Raw genomic sequence first — 22,103 nt, 5'->3', positions numbered from 1 at the left:
GAAAGGTGTTTTTTGTATAACAAATTTTTTCCACCCGCATAGCGGGTGGATTTCTGTTTCGCTCGCCATAGCTCGCTCAACTGGCTAAAGCCCTTTATTGCAAGAGGCCCTGGTCAACCGACCGCGGCCTCTTGCTGTGCAAAGGGAGAAATACTTTTTACGCCAGCCCTTTCTTATCTCAGCTGGCTGTCCTTGCTGCCCTTCCGGTTGTACAGACTGACGGCCTGCTGTTCCCTGTCGGCCTCTTCCTGGCAATGCACGCACAGGCGCACGCCGGGCAAGGCCTCACGGCGGGCTTCCGGGATCCTGTCGCCGCACTCTTCGCAATATTCCAGACTGACGCCCTGCGGCAGGCAGGCACGCGCCCGGCGGATCTCGTCATTGATCGAATCCTGAATCTGGTCCTGAACGGCGCTGTCGCCTGCCCATACCACAGCCATATCCATCTCCATCGCGCTGTTTTCTTCTACGGAATTCACCTGAAATTAAGACTCTTCTTGTACACGGCAAGATTGAAAAGAAACGCCTATACGCAGTGCAGGGTGGAAAAATCATACCCGGACGTGAGGGGATGCCTTCCAGCTAGGAATTGACCAGGCGAAAAAATTCTTCGGGCCGCAAAATGGTGACGGCGTGCCGCTCAAAGGGGCCGAACAGACCCTGCTCCTCCTGCTGGCGCAGCACCTTATAAAGCGTGATCCGGTGCACGCCCAGCAGGCTCGCCATTTCCTGCCGGGAAATGCCGGGATCAGCGGTCAGGGGATCACTGTCCGGCAGCAGGCGCTGGGCCAGAAACTTGCACGTACGCACCAGTACATCGTCCACATAGAGCGACGAGGCCTGGTTGGAAAGCGTGCGCAGCTTACGGGCCATGCTGTGCAGCAGATTGAGAGTCAGATCCGGCCGCGTGCGGCTCAAATGCTCCACGCGGTCTTTGGAAAAAGCGTAAACCACGCAGTCCATGGCGCAGATGTGCATGCTGTCCCTGTCCTCTGCCATGGGATCAAACAGCGGCGTTTCACCGAACAGACAGCCCTGGTTGATGTACCAGAGGATCTTTTCCGCGCCGTCCAGGGTGAAATGGGTCAGCCGTACCTGGCCCTTGTCCAGGAACAGCAGTTCTCCGTGCGATTCGATGCAATGCCCCTTGCGCCAGATATAACGCACGCCGAGATCCAGGACCGAACGCCAGACGGCGTTCACGTCGCGCAATTCCGTAAAGCCCAGACATCGATTGCTCACCACTGTTCTCCATACCCGCATTTTTGCCGTAACGGCTCGCCGCCTCTTGCCGAAGGGAGCACCTTTCTCAACTATTTATTATTTTGTGAAAAAGGTTGCAATGGCAACACAAATTTTCTTTTCCGCAGGCTACTGTACGCCATCCACATAAAAAAGCACATGATTTCAAAAATATATTAATTTGCTCCAAATTTCTCCAGCCCGCGGGCCGGAGTGAAAATCATCCACACCAACCGTAAGGAGTTCACGCATGGGTCATCCAACCATTTATCCCACCGGCGTCACCCTCTACAAACCGGAAAAATGCTGGAGCGGATTCACCATCTTTCAGGCCAATGAAATGGGCGCGGTGCTCATGGACATGAACGGCCGCGAGATCAATGTCTGGAAAGGCGTGCACGGCATGCCCAACAAAATTTTCCCCGGCGGCTATCTGTTGACCGGCCGGGGACGGCGCAGCGGAAAATACAGCGTCCAGGACGGACTGGATCTGATTCAGGTGGACTGGGACGGCAATATCGTCTGGAAATTCGACAAGAATGAATACATTGAAGATCCCGGCATTCCCGGACGCTGGATGGCCCGCTACCACCATGATTTCCAGCGCGAAGGCAACCCCGTGGGCTACTACGCGCCGGGCATGGAACCCAGGATTGATTCGGGCAACACCCTGATCCTGGCCCACCGCAACGTCCGCAATAAGGATATTTCGGACAAGCTGCTTCTGGATGACCTTATTCTGGAAGTGGACTGGGACGGCGACATCGTCTGGGAATGGTCCTGCAACGAGCACTTCCATGAAATGGGCTTCCGCGAAGGTCCCAAGAACACTCTCTGCCGCAACCCCAACTACCGCCCCACGCTGCCCGAAGGCATGGGCGACTGGATGCACATCAACTCCATGTCCGTGCTCGGTCCCAACAAGTGGTATGATGCGGGCGACGAGCGCTTCCATCCCGACAACCTGATCGTGGACGGCCGCGAAGCCAACATCATTTTCATCATCAGCAAAAAGACCGGCAAGATCACCTGGAAGCTCGGCCCGGATTACGACAGCACGCCCGAACTGCGCGCCATCGGCTGGATCATCGGCCAGCACCACGCGCATATGATCCCGCGCGGCCTGCCCGGCGAAGGCCATATCCTGGTTTTCGACAACGGCGGCTGGGGCGGCTACGACGTGCCCAATCCCGGCTCGCCCACGGGCGTGAAGGCCGCCCTGCGCGACCACTCCCGCGTACTGGAAATCGACCCCGTGAATCTCAAGATCGTCTGGCAGTACACCCCGCGCGAGGCCGGATTCCTGGAACCCATGGACAGCAACCGTTTCTACAGCCCCTTCATCAGCGGCATGCAGCGTCTGCCCAACGGCAACACGCTGATTACCGAGGGCGCGGACGGCCGCGTGTTCGAAGTTACGCCGGAACATGAAATCGTCTGGGAATTCATTTCGCCCTATTGGGGCAAGCATGTGCCCATGAACATGACCTACCGCGCCTACCGCGTGCCCTATGAATGGGTGCCCCAGGCGGGCAAGCCGTCTGAAACACCCATCGCGCCGCTGGTCGTGAGCACCTTCCGCGTGCCGGGCGCTGCCGCCGCGGGCGAGCGGACCAGGGAAGTGGGCGTGGAAGGCTGCCAGCCTTACGAGGGCAGCAACGCCCTGTGCGTGGCTTCAGTGGAAGATCCCACGGAAGAATAACGCCGGCCCGGCCGGAACGCTTCCCAGGGAAGCGTTCCGGCCGGTTCCGCATCGAAGCCCGTGCCCAGGGCGCGCTGTTCCATCATCTCAACAGGTTCAGAATACGCAAGGAGCCGCGTATGTTCTTCAAGACTTCCGACTTCAACCCCAGCATGCTGGCCAAATGGGCCTTAAGCCTGATCCTTCCCCTGGGCGTCTATCTGCTCTTGCCCAGGGACGGCTCGCTCAGCCAACCCATGATGGCCTTTCTGGCCATCACGCTCTGGGCCGTGTGCGCCTGGGCCATGGACACCCTGAATGAAATTGCCGTGGGCATTCTGCTTCCCGCCCTGTACATCCTGTTCTGCGGGGTGGGCATGAAGGTGGTCTACAGTCCCTGGCTCTCCGAAGTGCCGATCATCGTCATCGGCGGTTTCATCCTCGGCAAGATCATTCAGGATACGGGCCTGGGCAAGCGTATTGCTCTCGGCTGCGTGCGCGCGGCGGGCGGCAGTTTTGCCGGAGCCCTTTGCGGCATTACTCTGGGCGCGGCCATCGTGTCTCCGCTGGTGCCTTCCATCATGGGCAAGGCCGCTATTTTCTGCGCCGTGGCCCTGAGCCTCTGCGACGCGCTGGATTTCAGGCCCAAAAGCCGCGAAGCCACGGCCGTGGTGCTGGGCACCTGCCTGGCAGTGGGTTCCACCAAACTCTGCTATCTTACGGGCGCGGCGGACCTGACCATGGGCATGGGCCTGGCCGACAAGATCATGGGCACCCAGACCACCTGGATGCAATACGCGCTGCACAATTTCGTGCCCGGCATGCTGTACACGGCCATGTCCCTGGCAATTGTGCTGCTGGTGCTGCGCTCGCCGGTCAAAAAGGATGTCCTGCGCTGCGTGGTGCAGGAAAAATACCGTGAACTGGGCGTCATGGCGCCGGAACAGAAACGCGCCCTGGCCCTGCTGGTCCTGACCCTGACCCTGCTGGCAACCGACAGCCTGCACGGCATCAGCGCGGGCGTGGTGCTGGTGCTGGTGTCCGTGGCTTCCTTTCTGCCCGGCGTCAGCCTGATGGACGGGCCGCGCGTCAACAAGGTCAACTTCGCCCCGCTGTTCTTCATCATGGGCTGCATGTGCATCGGCAGCGCGGGCGGCTTCCTCAAGGTTACGGACTGGCTGGCCAACCTTGTGCTGCCCCTGTTCAGCAACATGGGGGCCACAGTGGCCGGGCTCTGCTCCTACCTGGTGGGTTTTCTCTCCAATTTCCTGCTCACGCCCCTGGCTGCCACGTCCACCCTCACCTCGCCCATCACCGAACTGGGCATGGATATGGGTCTTGACCCGCGCCTGCTCTACTATTCCTTCCAGTACGGCCTGGACAATCTGCTCTTCCCCTACGAGTACGCCCTGTACCTTTATTTTTTCAGCAGCGGCTACATCAACTTCAAGGAAATGCTGCTGGTCATGGCCATCCGCATCGTGCTGGCCGGCGCGTTTGTGGCCTTTGTGGCCGTGCCTTACTGGCGTCTGGTTCTTTAGAACTTCTTGCGGAGCGGCCCGATGCTGAAAATCCGGGCCGCTCCGGTGGATGCCGCATTCGGGACAGTTGAAAATTTTTCCGGAGGAGAAAGCAATGAGGAAATGGGGCATTGTATTTCTGGCCGCGATGCTGCTGCTCGGGGGAGCCGCCACGGCGCGGGCTGTGGATTTCAAAGTCAAGGGGAGCTGGCAGTTCGCCTTTGACTATATCAACGGCGGCAATTTCATGGGCAAGAACCGCCAGGGCAGTCATCAAATCGGCCAGCAGTGGGCGGCCATACACCAGAAACGCGACGAATTCGAAGCCATCCAGCGTCTGCATCTGCAATTGCAGGCCGTGGCCTCCGAAAGCCTCGCGGGCGTGGTCTTTTTTGAAATCGGCGAGCAACGCTGGGGCATGGCCGCCCAGGGCGGCGCCCTGGGCGCGGACGGCAGCAATATGGTCAAGGTCAAACAGGCCTATCTGGACTGGATGCCGCCGCATGCGGATCTCAAGGTGCGCATGGGCCTGCAGGGCGTCAGACTGCCCGGCTTCGCCCTGGACAATCCGGTCTTCAACGACGATGTGGCGGGCATCACCGCTTCCTACGCCTTCAATGAATCCTTTGGCCTGACCGCCCTGTGGATGCGGCCCTACAACGACAACTGGCTGGATACCGCCGATAACGGCGCCACGGCTAACTATCTGGACAATTTCGACCTCTTCGCCCTGCTGGCGCCGGTGACGCTGGACGGCCTCAAAATCACGCCCTGGGCCATGGCCGGCGGCATGGGGCCCAATACGCTTATGCCCTTTGCCGTCAGGAATGCCGCCGGGAACAGCAAAACATTCACCTTCAATAATCCCAGCAGTCAGGCCATTGACGGCCTCCAGATGCGGGACGGCCTCTTTCCCGCCGCCTTCAGCTCCGCCCGCGGCGGCGCATCCCTCTGGAACACGGCGTACAGCACCCTGTTCTGGGGCGGACTGACCGGCGAAGTCACGGCTTTTTCACCGTTCCGGATCAGCTGGGATTTCATCTACGGCAGCGTGGACAACGGCCGGGAATACCTTAATCGCCAGGGCTGGTTCGGCATGCTGTTGGGCGAATACGATACGGACTGGGGCGTGCCCGGCCTGTACGGCTGGTATTTCAGCGGCGACGACGACAATCCGCATAATGGTTCGGAGCGCCTGCCCTACGTCGCCACCACCAACAACCTGACCAATTCCCTGTCCAGCTTCGGCTACCGGGGCAATCCGATCATGGGCGGCGGCAAGGGCGTACTGGGCACCAACCCCAACGGCACCTGGGGCGTGGGAGCGAGGATCAAAAAGCTCAGTTTTATGGATGACCTCAGCCATACATTGCGCGTGAACTACTTCGGCGGCACCAATGATCCCAGGATGGCCTCGTACATCACGGGGCGGCGTCCCGTGGACAACGCCGGGCGCGCGGTATACCGCAACAATACGGACTTCAACTCCTTCGGCACCTATCTGACCCGCTCGGACAACGGCCTGGAAATCAACTTCGACAGTACTTACAAGGCCGCAGAGAATCTCAGCTTCATTCTGGAAACCGGGTACATCCACCTCTGGCTGGATGAAGGCACCTGGGGCCATTATGAAAATATCGCGGGCGACAGTCTGAATTACAAGGACGCTTGGAAAGTCAGCCTCAATGTGGTCTACGCTTTTTAAGCTCTGCCCTCATGAGACCGACTGCTGCAAAGCGGCCTTTTTGCATCCGGCGGCCTTGCAAAAGAAAAATTGATCTTGCGGTATATTCGGCATCGCCGCGCGTTGCCGCCTCTCCAGATGCAACTTTCCGTAAACAACGCTGCAATATGGGCTGAGCCCCGGCATCAGGCATCCCGCATCTCTCTCAATCGGCCCGGATATTTTCCGGGCCTTTTCTTTTACCGCGCTCCGCTTTGAAATTTTTTTCACTTTTTTATGGAAGAGGTTGCAATGGCAACACTACGCGCGTTCTGGGCGCGCTAGGCTGACTTCACTACAAAAAATGTTTCACGGCGTCCATTGTTGTTCCCCTTCGTGCCCGGCCACACACAGCTTGGGAGGAAAATCCCATGAGCACCGCCGCTCCGCAGAAAATCAGCAACAACTACTTCGACGGTCTGCCGGTCACAGGTCCGCACAAGGCCATTTTTTTCATCATCATGATGGCCTACTTCTGTGAACAGATGGACAATTGGAATTTCGGCTTCATCGCTCCGGCTCTGATGCACTCCTGGGGGCTGACCCTGAAGGATATCGGCACGGTCAACTTCTGGTATTTCGCGGCCATGACCACCGGCGGCTTTGTGGGCGGCGTGGTTTCGGATTTTATCGGTCGCCGCAAAACATTCCTCATTGCCATTGTGGTCTTTTCTCTGGCCTCGGTGCTCAACGGCTTTACCAACAGTTTCCCGGTCTTTGTGGCTTCCAGAGCCATGACCGGTTTCGGCGTGTTTTGTCTGATGGTCTGCTCCCAGGCCTACATCGCGGAAATGGCCCCGGCGGAAACGCGCGGCAAATGGCAGAATCTGGTGGCGGCCGTGGGTTTTTCCGCCGTGCCGGTCATCGGTATTCTCTGCCGCGCCATTATTCCCCTGGCCGAGGAAGCCTGGCGCTATATTTTCTACTTCGGCGGCATCGGCCTGATCGCCTTTGCGGTGGGGCTCAGATATCTGAAGGAATCGCCGCGCTGGCTGGTGGCCCACGGCAGGCAGGCCGAAGCCGAGCAGGTGGTGTTTGAACTCACGGGCAAGCGTGTGGACCTGAGCGAAGCGGCCGGAAACGTCCAGGCGAAAACGCCGGTCCGCGAAGTGCTCACCGGCATGTTTCACCGGAAATACCTCAAACGCACCCTGGTGCTTCTGGTCATCGTGCTGCTGAGCAACCCCGTGACCTTTGCCGTCAACAACTGGATGGCCACCCTGCTCAAGGCCCACGGATTCAGCCTGGAGGAGAGCCTCACGGCCACGACCATCATTTCCATCGGGGTGCCCGCAGGCCTGTTCTTCTCCTCCTTTGTCTCCGACAAGGGCGGACGCAAAATCCCGATTATGGCGGCGCTGTTCGCCCTGGCCGCGTTGACGCCGGTGCTGGGCAACGTGACTTCGTTCTGGGGCATTGTGGGCATGGGTTTTCTGATCACCTGCTTCATCCTGGGCATGAACTTCATGGTCTTTTCCTACACCGCCGAATCTTATCCCACCTGCATGCGCAATACGGCCACAGGCTTTCACAATTCCATGGGCCGTCTGGCCGTGGCCGCCACCCAGCCGCTGATCCCCCTCGTATTCGCGGCCTACAACTTTGACGGCGTCTTCTACATCATCAGCGTCATGTGCCTGATCCCCGCCATGGTCGTGGGCCTCTGGGGCCAACGCACCGGCGGCAAATCCCTGGAAGAGATCGCCTGATCTTCCCTGATCTTTCCCGATTCCGGGGCCTCGCATATCATCCAACGCAAGAGGAGAGCAAAATTATGGGCCATCCGACTATCTATCCCACCGGCGTTACCGTGTACAATCCCGACAAATGCTGGAACGGCTTCACCATCTTTCAGGCCCACGAAGTTGGCGCGGTGCTCATGGATATGAACGGCCGTGAGGTCAAAGTCTGGCGGGGCGTCAACGGCATGCCCAACAAACTCCTGCCCGGCGGCCAGATTCTGACCACACGCGGCCTGCGTAACGGCAAATACGGCGTGCAGGACTATCTGGATCTGGTGCAGGTGGATTGGGACGGCAATATTGTCTGGAAATTCGACCGCAATGAATTTATTGAAGACCCCGGCGCTCCGGGTCGCTGGATGGCCCGCTACCACCATGACCACCAGCGCGAGGGCAACCCCGTGGGCTACTACGCGCCGGGCATGGAGCCCAAGACCGATTCGGGCAACACCCTGATCCTGGCCCACCGCAACGCCCGCAACAAGGACATCACGGACAAGCTGCTTCTGGACGACGTGATTCTGGAAGTGGACTGGGACGGCGACATTGTCTGGGAATGGTCCTGCAACGAGCACTTTCATGAAATGGGTTTTCGCGAAGGCCCCAAGAACACCCTCTGCCGCAATCCCAATTACCGCCCCACCCGGCCCGAAGGCATGGGCGACTGGATGCACACCAACTCCATGTCAGCGCTGGGCCCCAACAAGTGGTACGATGCGGGCGACGAGCGTTTCCATCCGGACAACATCATCGCCGATGGCCGCGAAGCCAACATTATATTTATCATCAGCAAAAAAACCGGCAAGATCGTCTGGAAGTTGGGGCCGGACTACGACGCCAGTCCCGAAGCCAGAGCCATCGGCTGGATCATCGGCCAGCACCACGCGCACATGATCCCGCGCGGCCTGCCCGGCGAGGGCAACATCCTGGTTTTCGACAACGGCGGCTGGGGCGGCTACGACGTGCCCAATCCCGGCTCGCCCACGGGCGTCAAGGCCGCTCTGCGCGATCATTCCCGCGTCCTGGAAATCGACCCCGTGAGCCTGAGGATCGTCTGGCAGTATACCCCGTGCGAAGCCGGGTTCCTGGCGCCCATGGACAGCAACCGTTTCTACAGTCCCTTTATCAGCAGCGCCCAGCGCCTGCCCAACGGCAATACCCTGATTACCGAGGGTTCGGACGGCCGCGTGTTTGAAGTCACCCGGGAGCATGAGCTGGTCTGGGAATATATCTCGCCCTACTGGGGCAAGCTGATCCCCATGAACATGGTGTACCGCGCCTACCGCGCGCCCTACGAATGGGCCCCGCAAGCGGGCAGGCCGGAGGAAAAAGCCATCGAACGCATTGATGTGAATACCTTCCGCATGCCCGGCGCGGCGGCTTTCGGCGACCGGGTTTCGGTGGTGGAGGTGGAAGGCTGCGCGCCTTTCGAGCCGGACAACGCCCTGTGCGTGGCCTCGGTGGAAGATCCTGAATAACCGCTTGTTACGGAGCGGCCGCCCGGCAACAGGCGGCCCCGACAGGAGAAAAACATGAGCATCACCCTGTACACCGCGCCTGACTGCATCCGCTGCAAAATCGTCAAAGCCTTTCTGGCAGAGCGCGGCCTGCCTTACGACACTGTGGACTTCAAGGCGGATGCGCCGGTTTTCAACACTTTTTACCGCACCAACCGCAAGGCCATTTACCGCAATCCCGAAGGCGTGGAATTTCCCCTTTTCGACGACGGCACAGTCATCAAGCAGGGCAGCGGCGAAATCATCGCCTACCTGCTTTCCGGACATGAAATGGAAGCCTGCGTGACCCGCAGCGACATGCTCCACGGCAACATTTCCGGGCTCTACCTCTCGCAATGCCCGGACGGTCAGGAGGACAATTTTGTGACCCTGGCGGACCGCCTCGCCAAGGGGGGCCTGCACGTCTGGGTTCAGAGCGATGGACGCAAGCCCGAACTGCTGGAGCGCGTTCTGCAAATCAGGCCGGTAAGCGTGATACTGAACTGCGTGGGCCCCGCGCCGGTATATCAAAATCTGTTCGGTGCGGCTCCGAGCAAGGAAGATCTGGCCAAAAGCATTGACCTGGTCCGCAAAACAGAAGACGGTGTCATCCGCTTCCTGGCGTATCCCGTGCCCCGCGCCGACGGTTCCGTATCCTGGCCCACGCGCGACGAGGCGGCGGGCGCGGCCCTGCTGGTTTCCGAAGCGGCGGGCGACCACACCCTGCCCTATGCCGTCGCCGCCGTCACGGCGGACATGCCGCAGGGCCTGCGCGGCCTGGAAGCGCTGCCCGACGCCATGCTGCTCAAATACCGCTCCGCCGCGCGGGACTTCCTGTTCAAGGCGGACATTGCCAAGTAACGCGGCACCGGCGCTAACCCATTTCTACGCAGGGAGCATTCCTATGGACAAATTTGACGTCATCATCATCGGCGGCGGCCCCGGCGGCGCGAAAACCGCCAAGATCCTCGCTGCCGCGGGCAAATCCGTGGCCCTGGTGGAAGACGCCCACTGGGGCGGCGTCTGCCTCAACTGCGGCTGCATTCCCACCAAGATGCTGTTGGGCGCTGTGGCTCCCAAAGGGCTGCTGCGCGGCCTGGAGCGCCAGCGCGTGGCCAAGGGAACCGTCGAAGTGGATTACGCGGCTCTGCAGAAAAGAGTGCAGCGCTACACCAAAGCCTCCAGCCAGACCCTGGCCAAAGGTCTGGCCGACGCGGGCGTGACCCTGTTCAACGGGCGCGGGCTCTGCGCCGGAGCGCACGAGGTGCGGGTCGTGGCCGCCGACGGCGGTGAGCAGACGCTTTCCGCACAACACATTGTCCTGGCGGGCGGTTCCCGTTCCGCGTCCTTCCCCGGCCTGGTTCCGGACCATGACGCGGTGCTCGACAGCACGGACCTGCTCAATATCCCGGCTGTGCCCGAAAGCCTGATCATCGTGGGCGCGGGAGCCATCGGCCTGGAAATGGCCGACTTTTTCAGCGCCATGGGCAGCGCCGTCACCGTGGTGGAGGCGGCCCCGCAACTGGCCCCCACCGAGGATACGGACATCGCCCAGGAACTGCAAAAACTGCTGGGCAAGGCCGGGCGCGCCTGCCTGGCGGGCGTCAAGGCCTCTTCCCTGCTGACCAGGGACGGCCAGGCCGTGCTGACGCTGGAGGACGGCCGGGAGCTGACCGCGACCAAGGCCCTGGTGGCTGTGGGCCGCAAGCCCAATACCGACGGACTGGAAGCTGAAAAGGCGGGCTGCGCCCTGAACCGGCGCGGCTACGTCACGGTGGACGACTACTTGAAGGCCGCGCCCACGGTCTTCGCCATCGGCGACATCAACGGCAAAACCCTGCTGGCCCATGCCGCCGAGCATCAGGGCGTCTACGTGGCCCGGCAGATTCTGGGCGAGGAAAGCGGAGCCTATGATTCCGGCCCGGTGCCCTCCTGCATCTACGGCAGCCTGGAAGTCATGCGCGTGGGCAAAACCGCCCGGCAGGCTCTGTCCGAGGGGGGCGAAGTCGCTGTTTCGCGCGCCATGCTCACGGGCAATGCCATCGCCCAGGCAGGAGGCGACGCTTCCGGCTTTGTGAAGGTGGTCTGGCAGGACGGCCGCATGGCCGGCATCGCGGCCCTGGGGCACGGCGTGTCCCATCTGGTCACGGCGGCCCAGCTTCTGCTGTTGGGACAATACAGCGGCGACAGGCTGCACAGTTTCATGTTCGCCCACCCCACCCTGGACGAAATACTCTCCGTGGCCGTCCAGGCCCCGCGTGAGCCCGCGGCCTGAGCTGCGGACAACTCAGGAGGAAACACATGAGCCTTTCCTATCCCGATGACCGCCGGTACCATCCGGAACAGCTCTGGGCCCAGCCCCGGAGCGACGGCAGCGTGCTGGTGGGCATTTCCGACTATGCCCAGGACCAACTGGGCGCGGTGATTTTTGTGGAACTGCCGGAAACAGGCGCGCATTTCACCCAGGGGCAGTCCTGCGCTTCCATTGAATCGGCCAAGGTGACTTCAGACGCCGTTATGCCGCTTTCCGGCACGGTGCTGGAAATCAACGAAGCCCTGGCCGACACGCCGGAACTGCTGAACCAGAGCCCCTACGGCGAGGGCTGGCTGGTGCGCGTCAAGGCCGACGATCCTGCCGAGCCGGGCCTGATCAGCGCGGCGGCCTACGCCGCTCAAATGGTCTGACCCCTTTCTCATGCTCATTACGGCGTCCCCAGTGGGCCGGGCAATTCCGCTCCGGCCTGCCGGGGACGCTTTTTTTGTGCGCAAACAATATTCCTGATTCAACCATTCTCCAACCTTTCTGAAACATTCTTTTATTAAATGGCCACATATTTTGCAGCATGATTTCCAAAAATATATTTAACCAATTAAAATAAAAAATATTATTTTTTATCTTATAGACAAAATTGGTTTAAAAAGGTTGACACAAAAAGCACAAGCAGCTATAGTCAAGTCAACCATACCCAACCAAGAGAAGCATCATGCCCGTCACCGCCATCCACAGAGAGGGCGCAAGCCCGCGCCGCAGCTACCAGCGGCTTTCGGAACGCCTGCGGCAGTTTATGGCCGAAGGCCGTTTCCAAAGCGGCGACAGGCTGCCGCCGGAACGCGCATTGGCGGAGAGCTTCGGGGTTTCCCGCAGCAGCATCCGCAAAGCCATCCAGATGCTGGCTGGAAAGGGCCTTCTGGAAAGCCGCCAGGGCGACGGAACCTATGTACGCGCGCCCGACATGGAACCCCTCAAAAATGCCATCCTGGAAGCCGTGGATTCGGAAAACCTGGTGTTTGACGAAGTCATGGAATTCCGCAGAATCCTTGAACCCGCCATTGCCGAACTGGCCGCCTTGCGCCACAGCCCCGAACAGCTCGACCAATTGAAGATCATCACCTGCGACCAGCAGCGCCGCTTGTTGACCGGCCAGGAAGACGGCGACCTTGACGCCCGTTTTCACCATTGCCTGGCCCTGTGCGCAGGCAACAGCCTGCTTGCAGGAACCATGGCCCAGTTGAACAGTCACTACGCCGCCGGGCGCACGGCGGAGTTGCGCGACACGCAATGGCGCCAGTTTTCGGTTTCCTCGCATCTGCGGATCATCGACGCTCTTGAGGGCCGCTCGCCCGCTGATTCCCGCAAGGCCATTGAGGAACACCTGGATACCGTGCTTCAGAAACATCCTTTTGTGATTGCGAGAGACTAGCCATGTCATTGCTTACGCGGCGGCATACATACGAAGAGGGGACCGGCCACGGCCGGTGCGGTCCCCCGTAAGCGGGAAACGCAGACGCATTCCCACCGCGCAGTCCCTTTCCCAAGGTATTCCGCAGCGAAACCAGAGAGAGGAAAAGCATGAAAAGCCCAACAGACGTTGTCAGCGGCCTTATTTTGCTCGGATTGTGCGCCGTGGGCGCATACAGCGTCAGCCTGCTGCCGCCGGCCGGGAGCACGGAAAACGTGGGGCCCGCTGGCGTGCCCGGGGCGGTTCTCGCCATTCTTGCCGTTCTGAGTTGTGTTCTGCTCATCAAGGGTCTGCGGCAAAAGCCCCTCAAACGCTACTGGCCCGAACCCCATGTCCTCAAAAAAGTCCTTCTCTTTCTCGGCCTTTTCTACCTGTATCTGATCACGCTGACCGGACTTGGCGATCTTTTCGCCGCCATGGAGAATCCGCCTTTTACCTCGGGCGGGGCCTTCGGCATCAGCACCTTTCTCTTTCTTCTGTTCGCACTGCCGCTGCTCGGCAGACGCAAGCCGCTGGAGGTTGCTCTGGTCGCGGTATTGACCACGGCCGCCCTGCTCACAGCCTTTGGCTGGTTTTTCCAGGTCATGCTGCCCTGAGGCCCCGTCCCTCGGCACAACCGGCACCCGTTTTCAGAGCATTTCAACTTTGAAATTGGACACGATTTCAAAGCAAATCTGCTCCAGTGAGGGGATGCGACATGTGTCGCTTGACGCGACACTAGGGGAGAAAGACATGTTCGCGAACATCCTTGACGGCATTATGAGCGCCCTCAGTCTGAGCGCCCTGCTGGCCAATCTTATGGGCGTGGCCCTGGGGATCGTCTTCGGCGCCCTGCCCGGCCTCACGGCGGCCATGGGCGTGGCCCTGCTCATCCCGCTGACCTTCGGCATGGCTCCGGTGGACGCCTTTTCAGCCCTGCTCGGCATGTATTGCGGGGCCATTTACGGCGGCTGCATCACGGCCATTCTGGTGGGCACGCCGGGCACGGTTTCCGCCGCGGCCACCATGCTGGAAGGCCCGGCCCTGACCGCGCGCGGCGAATCCCGCAAAGCCCTGGACATGGCCACCATAGCTTCCTTCATCGGCGGCATTTTCAGCGCGCTGGCCCTGGTGTCCGTGGCGCCGCTGCTGGCCCGCGCGGCCATGTCCTTCAGCGCGCCGGAATATTTCGCCGTGGCGGTCTTCGGCCTGACCATCGTGGCCTCGCTCTCGTCCGGCCATCTGATCAAAGGCCTGATCTCCGCCTGCGTGGGCCTGTTTCTCGCCACCATCGGCCTGGACCCGGTCACCGGCGACATGCGCAATACCTTCGACGTTCCGGATCTTTTCAACGGCCTGTCCCTGGTGCCCGTTCTGGTGGGCCTGTTCGCCCTGTCCCAGGTGCTGGTGACCGTGGAGGATGTGATCCGGGGCGTATCGCTCAAGGAAGGCAAGATATCCAGGCGCGGTCTTTCCCTTAAAGACCTTACCGGCAATGCCGTAAACTTTCTGCGCTCCTCGGCCATCGGCACGGCCATCGGGATCATTCCGGCCACCGGCGTGAGCGCGGCCACCTTTTTCGCCTACTCCGAGGCCAAACGCCACTCCAAGACGCCGGAAATGTACGGCAAGGGCTGCCTGGAGGGCATCGCCGCCACGGAATCCTCCAACAACGCGGTCTGCGGCGGCGCGCTGATCCCCCTGCTGACCCTGGGCGTGCCCGGCGACATCATCACCGCCATTATGCTGGGCGCGCTGATGATCCAGGGCCTGACGCCCGGCCCGCTGCTTTTTGTGGAGCATCCGGTCACGGTGTACGGCATTTTCTCGGCATTCATCATCGCCAATGTGCTGATGCTGGTCTGCGGGCTCATTGCCGTGCGCGGGGCCAACAAGATCACGGCCATTCCCGGCGGGGTGCTCATGCCCATCGTGGTCACGCTCTGCGCGGTGGGCGGCTACGCGGTGAACAATTCCACCTTTGACCTGCTGGTGGTGGCGGTATTCGGCACTGTGGGCTATCTGATGACCAAGTGCGACTTCCCCCTGCCGCCGCTGCTGCTGGCCATGATCCTGGAACCCATTGCCGAAGCGAACTTCCGCCGGGCATTGAGCATCTCCCAGAACGACTACGCCATCTTTTACACCAGCCCCGTGGCCTGCATTGTCCTCGGGCTCAGCCTGTTCGTACTGGTCAAGTCCGTATACGACGACATCCGCGCTTCCCGGAAGAATCCACGCCAAGCCTGACCAACATCCAAGGAGCAGCACATGGAACTCGCGCAATGGAAAGAAAAGCTGGATGCCTGGTTCAACGACAAGGAACCCGAGATGTTCGCCCTTCTGGAACGCATCGTGAACATGGATTCTTTTTCCCACGACGGCGGCGATGTGAACAAACTGGGCGAGACGCTCGCCGCCTGGATGGCCGGAGCGGGCTTTCAGGCGATCAGGCTGCCCAAAAGGCCCTCCCCGCCCGATGAGCCCTGGATGAACTCCCTGGGCAACGTGTTCTGCGCCCGCAGCCATGCCGAAGAAGCCGGACCGGGCGTGGCCTTCATCGGGCACATGGACACGGTCTTTCCGGCCGGGACGGCGGCGGCCCGCCCCTTCCGCCTGGACCGCGCCGCCGACAGAGCCACCGGCCCCGGCATTCTGGACATGAAGGCCGGGCTTGTAATCAACATGTTCGTGGCCAAAGCTCTGAAAGAACTGGACCTGATGCCCGTGCCCATGACCCTGACCTTTTCGCCCGACGAGGAACTGGGTTCGCCTTCCACCACGCCTCTGCTCGGCCAGGTGCTTAACGGCGCGCACGCGGTGCTCTGCACGGAGCCCGGCTATCCCGGCGGCGGGGTTTCCGTGGAACGCAAGGGCTCCGGCCACTTCCTGCTTGAAATCGCGGGCAAATCCGCCCATGCCGGGCGCAATTACGAGGAAGGCGCTTCCGCCATTCTTGAACTGGCCCACAAGATTCTGGCTTTCAACGAACATCTGAATCTCGCCGACGGCATCACGGTGAACACCGGCCTGATCAGCGGCGGCATCTCCGCCAATTCCGTGGCTCCCAATGCCCGGGCGCGCATCCATTGCACATTCCGCACACTGGAGGCCGGTCGCAAACTTGTGGAGGATATCCGGGCCGATGTGGCGAAAACCTGGATTCCCGGCACTGTTTCCAGTGCCAGCGGCGGCATGCGGCTGTACCCGCTGACGCCCACCCCCAAGGTCCAGGCCCTCTGGCAGCTGGTGCGGCAGGCCGGGGAGACCCTGAAGTATCCGGTACGCTGCATCCGCTCCAAAGGCGCGGCGGAATCGGGCTACTGCTCCAGCATCCTGGACCTGCCGGTCGTCTGCAGCCTGGGGCCGGAGGGCACTGGCCTGCATGCCGAGGGCGAGTGCCTCACCCCATCGACCTTCCTGCCGCGTGCCAAGCTGGTGGCTCTGACCGCCCTGCAGGCGGCGCGCGTTTTTGACGCGTCACCCAGAGCAATTCACCTTTGAAATAAGTGAATTGCCCGACACCCGCGCCCAGGTACAAGGAAAAACCGCGTTTTTCCGCAGCATGCGGGCGGCGGAGCGTTTGAACTGTGCAGCATTTCAAACGGGATATTTTCTAAAGCACAACTTTAACATTCACGGGCCACAACGAAGGAGATCATTATGATTATGCTGATACGCCTTTTCCGCGTCGTGCTGGCGGCCTGCGCTCTCTTGCTGCCTCTTTCGCCGGGCATGGCCCGGGCCGCATATCCCGACAGGCACGTGACCATCATCATCCCCTTCGGGCCGGGCGGCGCGGTGGACATTGCCGCCCGCATCCTGGCCGAATATTTCCAGACAAAGCACAATATCACCCTGAACATCGTCTGCAAAGGCGGCGGAGCCGGCGCCCCGGCCATGCTGGACGTGGCCAAGGCCCGGCCGGACGGCTACACATACGGTTTTCCGGCCCTGAGCACCTTTTCCACAACCCCACAGGTCAAAAAAACCGGCTACGGCATCAAGGACTTTCAAGGTGTCGCCCAGATCACCAATATGTGGCTGAGCCTGGCCGTCAACGCCGACTCGCCCATCAAGGACTTCAAAGGACTGATTGAAGCGGCCAAGGCCGATCCCGGCAAGGTCAACTACGCGACCCATGGCGCGCTCTCCTCTCAGCGCCTGTTCATGAGCGGGATACTCAAAGCGTTCCCCGGCGTAGAGTTGCCGCATGTGGCCTACACCAGCGGGCATGATGTCTCCACCGCCCTTCTTGGACGCCATGTGACCAGCGGCTTCGGTGTAACCACCAATCAGAAGCCCTACGTGCTCTCCGGCGACTTCAGGATCATCGGCGTGGCCAGTCCCCAGCGCTTGCCGGAATTTCCCGACGTGCCGACTTTCGCCGAGCAACTTGGGCCGGAATACACCTTCCCGTCTCCGCATGGCCTTGTCGCGCCCAAGCGCGTTCCTCACGATCGCGTCATCGTCATGCAAAATTTGCTCAAGGCGGCCCTGGAAGATCCCGACGTGAAGGCCAAATTCTCCAAGGCCGGACTTTCCACGGACTTTATGCCCGCCGACCAGTTCCAGCAGGAAATGGAAAAAATCTGGAACACCGTGGGGCTGCTCCTGAAGGAAAACAAACTGAACTGAGAGAACTTGCCGGAGCGTCCGGTATCGGAATACCGAACGCTCCGGACAGATCTTTCCGTCCGTGAGGATCCACTGTAAAATTGCCGTGGCCGGATTTGCGGCCAATGAAGCACACGACAATTTCAAAGCCGAGATGTATTACGAAAAACGCCGGAACTGCCGGTGACGCTTCACAGAGGAGAAAGCTGATGAAAAAAAAACTTTTTGCCGGTCTCTGCCTGGGTTTGCTATCCCTGATCCTGTGCCCTGTCTCCACGCCGGAGGCAGCGGCTCCGGTGCCCATGAAAACGGCCTGGCTGGGGGAAAACGAAGCTTTTGCCGTCTGGTACGCCAAAAAGCACGGTTGGGACAAGGAAGTCGGCCTGGATGTTTCCATGCTGCGCTTCAGTTCCGGCAAGGCCATTGTCGAGGGCATCCTGGCCTATGACTGGGCCGTGGCCGGATGCGGCGCCGTGCCCGCCCTCACGGCCGCGCTCAATGACCGCCTGGACATCATCGCCGTGGCCAACGACGAATCCCTGGCCAATGCCCTGTATGTGCGGGCCGACAGTCCCATACTCAAGGTCAAGGGCGCCAATCCCGCCTTTCCGGAGATCTACGGCGACCGCGCCAGCGTGGCCAAAAAGCTGATCCTCTGCCCCAAGGCGACCTCAGCGCACTACCTGATGACGGCCTGGCTCAAGGCTCTGGGCCTGAGTGAAAAAGACGTGCGCGTCAGGTATATGGACCCCACACCGGCCCTGGGCGCGTTTTCCGGCGGTCTGGGCGACGCTGTGGCGCTCTGGGCACCCCTGACCTATGAAGCGGAGCAAAAAGGCTTCAAGGCCGCGGCGCTTTCCAATCACTGCGGCGTGTCCCAGCCCGTGTTGCTGGTCGCCAACCGCACCTATGCCGACAAATACCCGCAGCGGATCGAGGCGTTCCTCAAAATGTACTTCCGCGCCGTGGACATGCTGCGCGCCACGCCGCCGGAAAATCTGGCGGCGGACTACAGTCGCTTTTTCAAAGAATGGACGGGCCTGGAGCTGACTCCCGAACAGGCCGTGCAGGATCTCAAGGCCCATCCCGTCTTCACGCTCAACGAGCAGCTTGCTCTTTTCAACGCCGCTCAAGGCAAAAGCAAACTCCAGACCTGGCTGGGCGATATCGCGGCCTTTTACGCAAGCATCGGGTCCGTGCGCGAAACCGACCGGCCTCGCCTGGAACGCATGAACGCTGTGAACGACGTCTATCTCAAGGCTATCAGCCCCAAACCCTAGAGGGTGCCGCCATGGGTGTTTTTTCGGTTATCTCCGCGTCAGACTTCGCCCGCTTTTTCAGTCGCGTAGCAAAAGAGTACACTCCTTCAAAACGGGTTCGCCTTTCTAGCTGTAACAAGAAAATCCATCTCATGACGACCCACTCTAGCGAGTAAGGAGCAGAGCCATGGAACCGGCACAGTGGAAAGCCACGCTGGACACGATCCTTCAGAACCAGGAAGCGCCCATGCTCGCTCTGCTGGAGGAGCTGGTGGGCATTGATTCCCCCACGGCCCACGCGGACGGGGTCAACCGTATGGGCGAAAGGCTCACGGCCTGGCTCGGAGAAGCGGGTTTTCAGGTTCGCCGCCTGCCCAAACCGCACATTCCCGAGGATGAAGCCTGGCAGAAGGACCTGGGCGACGTCTTCATGGCAAGAACGCATGCCCCCAAGGCCGGTCCGGGCATTGCCTTCATCGGGCATATGGATACGGTGTTTCCGGTGGGTACGGCCGAGGCCCGCCCCTTCCGCCTGGACAGAGCGGCGGACAGAGCCACCGGACCGGGCGTGGCGGACATGAAGGCCGGGCTTGTGGCCATGCTCTTCGCGGCGCGGGCGCTCAAACAGAGCGGTCTGTTGCCCTGCCCTCTGACCCTGATGTTTTCACCCGATGAGGAGTTGGGTTCGCCCACGGCCTCCAAAGCCCTGGCCGCGCAACTTCCCGGCGCTCTGGCCGTGATCTGCGCCGAGCCGGGCGGCGAAGGCGGCAAGGTGACCCTTTCGCGCAAGGGGTCGGGACATATGCATCTGAAAATCCAGGGCAAGGCCGCGCATGCCGGGCGTAATTACGAGGAAGGCGCTTCGGCCGTTATTGAACTGGCGCACAAGGTCCTGGGCATCAATGCCTTTCTGGATCTGCCGCGTGGCCTGACGGTCAACACCGGCCTGATCAACGGCGGCATTTCGGCCAATTCCGTGGCTCCCTGGGCCGAGGCCCGTATTCACCTGACCTATCGCACACTGGAGGACGGCCGACGCGTGGTGGCCGGAATCCGTGAACTGGTGGAAAAACCCGTGGTATCCGGCACCACGGCTCATATCAGCGGCGGCCTGCGCCTGTATCCCCTGGAGCGCAGCCCGCAGGGCGACGCCTTTTTCGAACTGGTGCGGGAGGCCGGAGAAACTCTGGGCATGCGCCTTTCCGGTCAGCACTATGAAAGCGCCGCCGAGTCCGGCTTCTGTGCCGGTGCCCTGGGCATCCCCACCATCTGCTGCATGGGGCCCGAAGGAGAAAACATCCATACCGCGCAGGAATATATGCTGCCCTCCACACTTCTGCCGCGCTGTAAGCTCATGGCCTTGAGCGCGCTTCAGGCCGCACGGGCCTTCGGGCATCAGCCCCGGCCTTCCATGCTTCCGCCCAGGGACGACGCCTGAAAATCCTTGCCAGCCGCCGGGAACTTGGATAAAAAAAGTCGTTAAAGCCTCATTTATTTCCCGGCGCAATCCGGTCCAGCCACAAGGAGAGCAAGATGTCGTACGTGCAGCGAGTGATGGACAGTCTGAAAGAAAAATACGCTTATGAGCCTGTGTTTCTGCAGGCTGTTCAGGAAGTGCTGCAAAGTCTGCAGCCGGTGCTGGACAAGAATAAAAAGTACGAGCAGTACAAGATTCTCGAGCGCATGGTGGAGCCCGAGCGCATCATCGCCTTCCGCGTGGAATGGGTGGACGACAAGGGCGAGGTTCAGGTCAACCGGGGTTTCCGCGTACAGTACAACTCCGCCATCGGCCCCTACAAGGGCGGCCTGCGCCTGCATCCCAGCGTGAATCTGGGCATCCTCAAGTTTCTGGGTTTCGAGCAGGTCTTCAAGAACTCCCTTACCGGTCTGGCCATCGGCGGCGGCAAGGGCGGCGCGGATTTCGATCCCAAGGGCAAGTCCGAAATGGAAGTCATGCGCTTCTGCCAGGCCTTCATGAACGAACTGTACCGCCACATCGGTGCCACCATTGACGTGCCCGCCGGGGATATCGGCGTGGGCGGCCGCGAAGTGGGCTTCCTCTTCGGCCAGTACAAGCGCCTGACCAGGAGCTATGAAGGCGTGCTCACCGGCAAAAATCTGCTCTTCGGCGGTTCCCTGGCGCGTACCGAAGCCACGGGCTACGGCGCGGTCTATTTTGCCCAGAGCATGCTGGAAGACCGCAAGGAAAGCCTGCAGGGCAAAACCTGCGTGGTTTCCGGCGCGGGCAACGTGGCCACCTACTGCTGCGAAAAACTGCAGCAGGTGGGCGCAAAACCCGTCACCGTATCCGATTCGCGCGGCATGATTCACGATCCGGACGGCATCAAGCTGGATGTGCTGAAGCAGGTCAAGGAAGTGGAACGCGCTTCCCTGAGCCGCTATGCCGAACTGGCGCCCTCGGCCGAATACACTCCGGTGAGCGATTACCCCCAGGGCCGTAACGCCGTGTGGTCCGTGCCCTGCTTCGCCGCTTTCCCCTGCGCCACGCAGAACGAACTCAATCTGGCCGACGCCGAGGTTCTGCTGGCCAACGGTTGCAAGTGCGTGGCCGAAGGGGCCAACATGCCCTCCACGCTGGACGCCGTGCATGCCTTCCTCAAGGCGGGCATCGCCTATGGCCCGGCCAAGGCCGCCAATGCCGGCGGCGTGGCCACCAGCCAGCTGGAAATGGCTCAGAACGCCAGCATGCAGAGCTGGGATTTTGAAACCGTGGACGGCAAGTTGAAGCAGATCATGACCAATATCTACAAAAACGCCGCTGCCACGGCCGCTGAATTCGGCCAGCCCGGCAACCTTGTGATGGGCGCCAATATCGCCGGTTTCCGCAAGGTGGCCGATGCCATGTTGGCCCAGGGCATCGGCTAGAGCGTTTTGATATTGAAAATATCTCTACGCTCTGTGCGGATTTTCCGTGGAAATCCGCACAGCGAAATTATCGCAAGGCGAATTCACTTCGCCGTTAAGCGATAATTTCAAGCGCAAACTGCTCTAGGGCCTGTTAACACTAATTGTCAAAACGTTCTTCATGGGTTAACTTTGCCCTATGAAGATATCCAAAGAACAATATGAACGCATTGCGGATA

Annotated in this window: 18 protein-coding genes; 16 read left to right on the top strand and 2 right to left on the bottom strand. The window is 60.6% G+C overall.

Features of this window, described 5'->3' with window-relative positions; all coding sequences use genetic code 11:
* Nucleotides 1-173: 173 nt before the first annotated feature.
* Nucleotides 174-440 carry a DksA/TraR family C4-type zinc finger protein gene (locus tag KH208_RS11265; protein WP_291436350.1) on the bottom strand — a complete coding sequence of 89 codons (267 nt, stop codon included), beginning with the start codon at nt 438-440 and terminating at the stop codon, nt 174-176.
* Between the two features lie 142 nt (nt 441-582).
* A complete protein-coding gene (locus KH208_RS11260; RefSeq protein ID WP_291436348.1) occupies nt 583-1,242 on the bottom strand; it encodes a Crp/Fnr family transcriptional regulator in 660 nt (219 codons plus the stop codon).
* Between the two features lie 250 nt (nt 1,243-1,492).
* Between KH208_RS11260 and KH208_RS11255 the strand changes: the two genes are divergently transcribed.
* The 16 genes from KH208_RS11255 to gdhA all read left to right on the top strand — a co-directional run bounded on the left by KH208_RS11255 (nt 1,493) and on the right by gdhA (nt 21,885).
* Complete coding sequence (locus tag KH208_RS11255) at nt 1,493-2,944, top strand: aryl-sulfate sulfotransferase (protein WP_291436347.1); 1,452 nt, start codon at nt 1,493-1,495, stop codon at nt 2,942-2,944.
* A 119-nt stretch (nt 2,945-3,063) separates the two neighbouring features.
* Nucleotides 3,064-4,464 carry an SLC13 family permease gene (locus tag KH208_RS11250; protein ID WP_291436345.1) on the top strand — a complete coding sequence of 467 codons (1,401 nt, stop codon included), beginning with the start codon at nt 3,064-3,066 and terminating at the stop codon, nt 4,462-4,464.
* 94 nt (nt 4,465-4,558) lie between these two features.
* Entirely contained in the window at nt 4,559-6,148 is a 1,590-nt protein-coding gene (locus KH208_RS11245) for an outer membrane homotrimeric porin (RefSeq protein ID WP_291436341.1), read from the top strand.
* Nucleotides 6,149-6,537: 389 nt separating this feature from the next.
* A complete protein-coding gene (locus tag KH208_RS11240) occupies nt 6,538-7,875 on the top strand; it encodes an MFS transporter (RefSeq protein ID WP_291436338.1) in 1,338 nt (445 codons plus the stop codon).
* A gap of 65 nt (nt 7,876-7,940) precedes the next feature.
* Entirely contained in the window at nt 7,941-9,386 is a 1,446-nt protein-coding gene (locus tag KH208_RS11235; protein ID WP_291436336.1) for an aryl-sulfate sulfotransferase, read from the top strand.
* 54 nt (nt 9,387-9,440) lie between these two features.
* Nucleotides 9,441-10,265: a glutaredoxin family protein gene (locus tag KH208_RS11230; protein ID WP_291436334.1), complete on the top strand. Its 825-nt coding sequence runs from the start codon at nt 9,441-9,443 to the stop codon at nt 10,263-10,265.
* A gap of 43 nt (nt 10,266-10,308) precedes the next feature.
* Entirely contained in the window at nt 10,309-11,679 is a 1,371-nt protein-coding gene (locus KH208_RS11225; protein ID WP_291436332.1) for an NAD(P)/FAD-dependent oxidoreductase, read from the top strand.
* A 26-nt stretch (nt 11,680-11,705) separates the two neighbouring features.
* Nucleotides 11,706-12,089, top strand: a complete 384-nt coding sequence (gcvH, locus tag KH208_RS11220; RefSeq protein WP_291436330.1) for a glycine cleavage system protein GcvH — start codon at nt 11,706-11,708, stop codon at nt 12,087-12,089.
* Between the two features lie 299 nt (nt 12,090-12,388).
* Entirely contained in the window at nt 12,389-13,105 is a 717-nt protein-coding gene (locus tag KH208_RS11215) for a FadR/GntR family transcriptional regulator (protein ID WP_291436328.1), read from the top strand.
* Nucleotides 13,106-13,254: 149 nt separating this feature from the next.
* Entirely contained in the window at nt 13,255-13,740 is a 486-nt protein-coding gene (locus KH208_RS11210) for a tripartite tricarboxylate transporter TctB family protein (RefSeq protein ID WP_291436326.1), read from the top strand.
* A gap of 136 nt (nt 13,741-13,876) precedes the next feature.
* Nucleotides 13,877-15,373: a tripartite tricarboxylate transporter permease gene (locus tag KH208_RS11205; protein WP_291436324.1), complete on the top strand. Its 1,497-nt coding sequence runs from the start codon at nt 13,877-13,879 to the stop codon at nt 15,371-15,373.
* Between the two features lie 21 nt (nt 15,374-15,394).
* A complete protein-coding gene (locus tag KH208_RS11200; protein WP_291436322.1) occupies nt 15,395-16,627 on the top strand; it encodes a M20/M25/M40 family metallo-hydrolase in 1,233 nt (410 codons plus the stop codon).
* A 159-nt stretch (nt 16,628-16,786) separates the two neighbouring features.
* Nucleotides 16,787-17,761: a tripartite tricarboxylate transporter substrate binding protein gene (locus tag KH208_RS11195; protein ID WP_291436321.1), complete on the top strand. Its 975-nt coding sequence runs from the start codon at nt 16,787-16,789 to the stop codon at nt 17,759-17,761.
* A 188-nt stretch (nt 17,762-17,949) separates the two neighbouring features.
* Nucleotides 17,950-19,020, top strand: a complete 1,071-nt coding sequence (locus tag KH208_RS11190) for an ABC transporter substrate-binding protein (protein WP_291436319.1) — start codon at nt 17,950-17,952, stop codon at nt 19,018-19,020.
* Nucleotides 19,021-19,186: 166 nt separating this feature from the next.
* Entirely contained in the window at nt 19,187-20,437 is a 1,251-nt protein-coding gene (locus tag KH208_RS11185) for a M20 family metallopeptidase (protein ID WP_291436317.1), read from the top strand.
* Between the two features lie 95 nt (nt 20,438-20,532).
* Nucleotides 20,533-21,885 carry an NADP-specific glutamate dehydrogenase gene (gdhA, locus tag KH208_RS11180; protein WP_291436315.1) on the top strand — a complete coding sequence of 451 codons (1,353 nt, stop codon included), beginning with the start codon at nt 20,533-20,535 and terminating at the stop codon, nt 21,883-21,885.
* Nucleotides 21,886-22,103: the final 218 nt, after the last annotated feature.

It is taken from the genome of Desulfovibrio sp. (assembly GCF_018379785.1).
In the GTDB taxonomy this organism is placed as follows: domain Bacteria; phylum Desulfobacterota; class Desulfovibrionia; order Desulfovibrionales; family Desulfovibrionaceae; genus Desulfovibrio.
Note: the sequence above shows the minus strand (reverse complement) of the source record. Positions and strands in the feature narration are given on the sequence as shown.

Coding starts and splice junctions, on each gene's coding strand:
- KH208_RS11265 (WP_291436350.1), bottom strand. CDS start 440: ATGGCTGTGGTATGGGCAGGCGACAGCGCCGTTCAGGACCAGATTCAG.
- KH208_RS11225 (WP_291436332.1), top strand. CDS start 10,309: ATGGACAAATTTGACGTCATCATCATCGGCGGCGGCCCCGGCGGCGCG.
- KH208_RS11235 (WP_291436336.1), top strand. CDS start 7,941: ATGGGCCATCCGACTATCTATCCCACCGGCGTTACCGTGTACAATCCC.
- KH208_RS11200 (WP_291436322.1), top strand. CDS start 15,395: ATGGAACTCGCGCAATGGAAAGAAAAGCTGGATGCCTGGTTCAACGAC.
- gcvH (WP_291436330.1), top strand. CDS start 11,706: ATGAGCCTTTCCTATCCCGATGACCGCCGGTACCATCCGGAACAGCTC.
- KH208_RS11195 (WP_291436321.1), top strand. CDS start 16,787: ATGATTATGCTGATACGCCTTTTCCGCGTCGTGCTGGCGGCCTGCGCT.
- KH208_RS11230 (WP_291436334.1), top strand. CDS start 9,441: ATGAGCATCACCCTGTACACCGCGCCTGACTGCATCCGCTGCAAAATC.
- KH208_RS11185 (WP_291436317.1), top strand. CDS start 19,187: ATGGAACCGGCACAGTGGAAAGCCACGCTGGACACGATCCTTCAGAAC.
- KH208_RS11190 (WP_291436319.1), top strand. CDS start 17,950: ATGAAAAAAAAACTTTTTGCCGGTCTCTGCCTGGGTTTGCTATCCCTG.
- KH208_RS11255 (WP_291436347.1), top strand. CDS start 1,493: ATGGGTCATCCAACCATTTATCCCACCGGCGTCACCCTCTACAAACCG.
- KH208_RS11210 (WP_291436326.1), top strand. CDS start 13,255: ATGAAAAGCCCAACAGACGTTGTCAGCGGCCTTATTTTGCTCGGATTG.
- gdhA (WP_291436315.1), top strand. CDS start 20,533: ATGTCGTACGTGCAGCGAGTGATGGACAGTCTGAAAGAAAAATACGCT.
- KH208_RS11215 (WP_291436328.1), top strand. CDS start 12,389: ATGCCCGTCACCGCCATCCACAGAGAGGGCGCAAGCCCGCGCCGCAGC.
- KH208_RS11240 (WP_291436338.1), top strand. CDS start 6,538: ATGAGCACCGCCGCTCCGCAGAAAATCAGCAACAACTACTTCGACGGT.
- KH208_RS11245 (WP_291436341.1), top strand. CDS start 4,559: ATGAGGAAATGGGGCATTGTATTTCTGGCCGCGATGCTGCTGCTCGGG.
- KH208_RS11250 (WP_291436345.1), top strand. CDS start 3,064: ATGTTCTTCAAGACTTCCGACTTCAACCCCAGCATGCTGGCCAAATGG.
- KH208_RS11205 (WP_291436324.1), top strand. CDS start 13,877: ATGTTCGCGAACATCCTTGACGGCATTATGAGCGCCCTCAGTCTGAGC.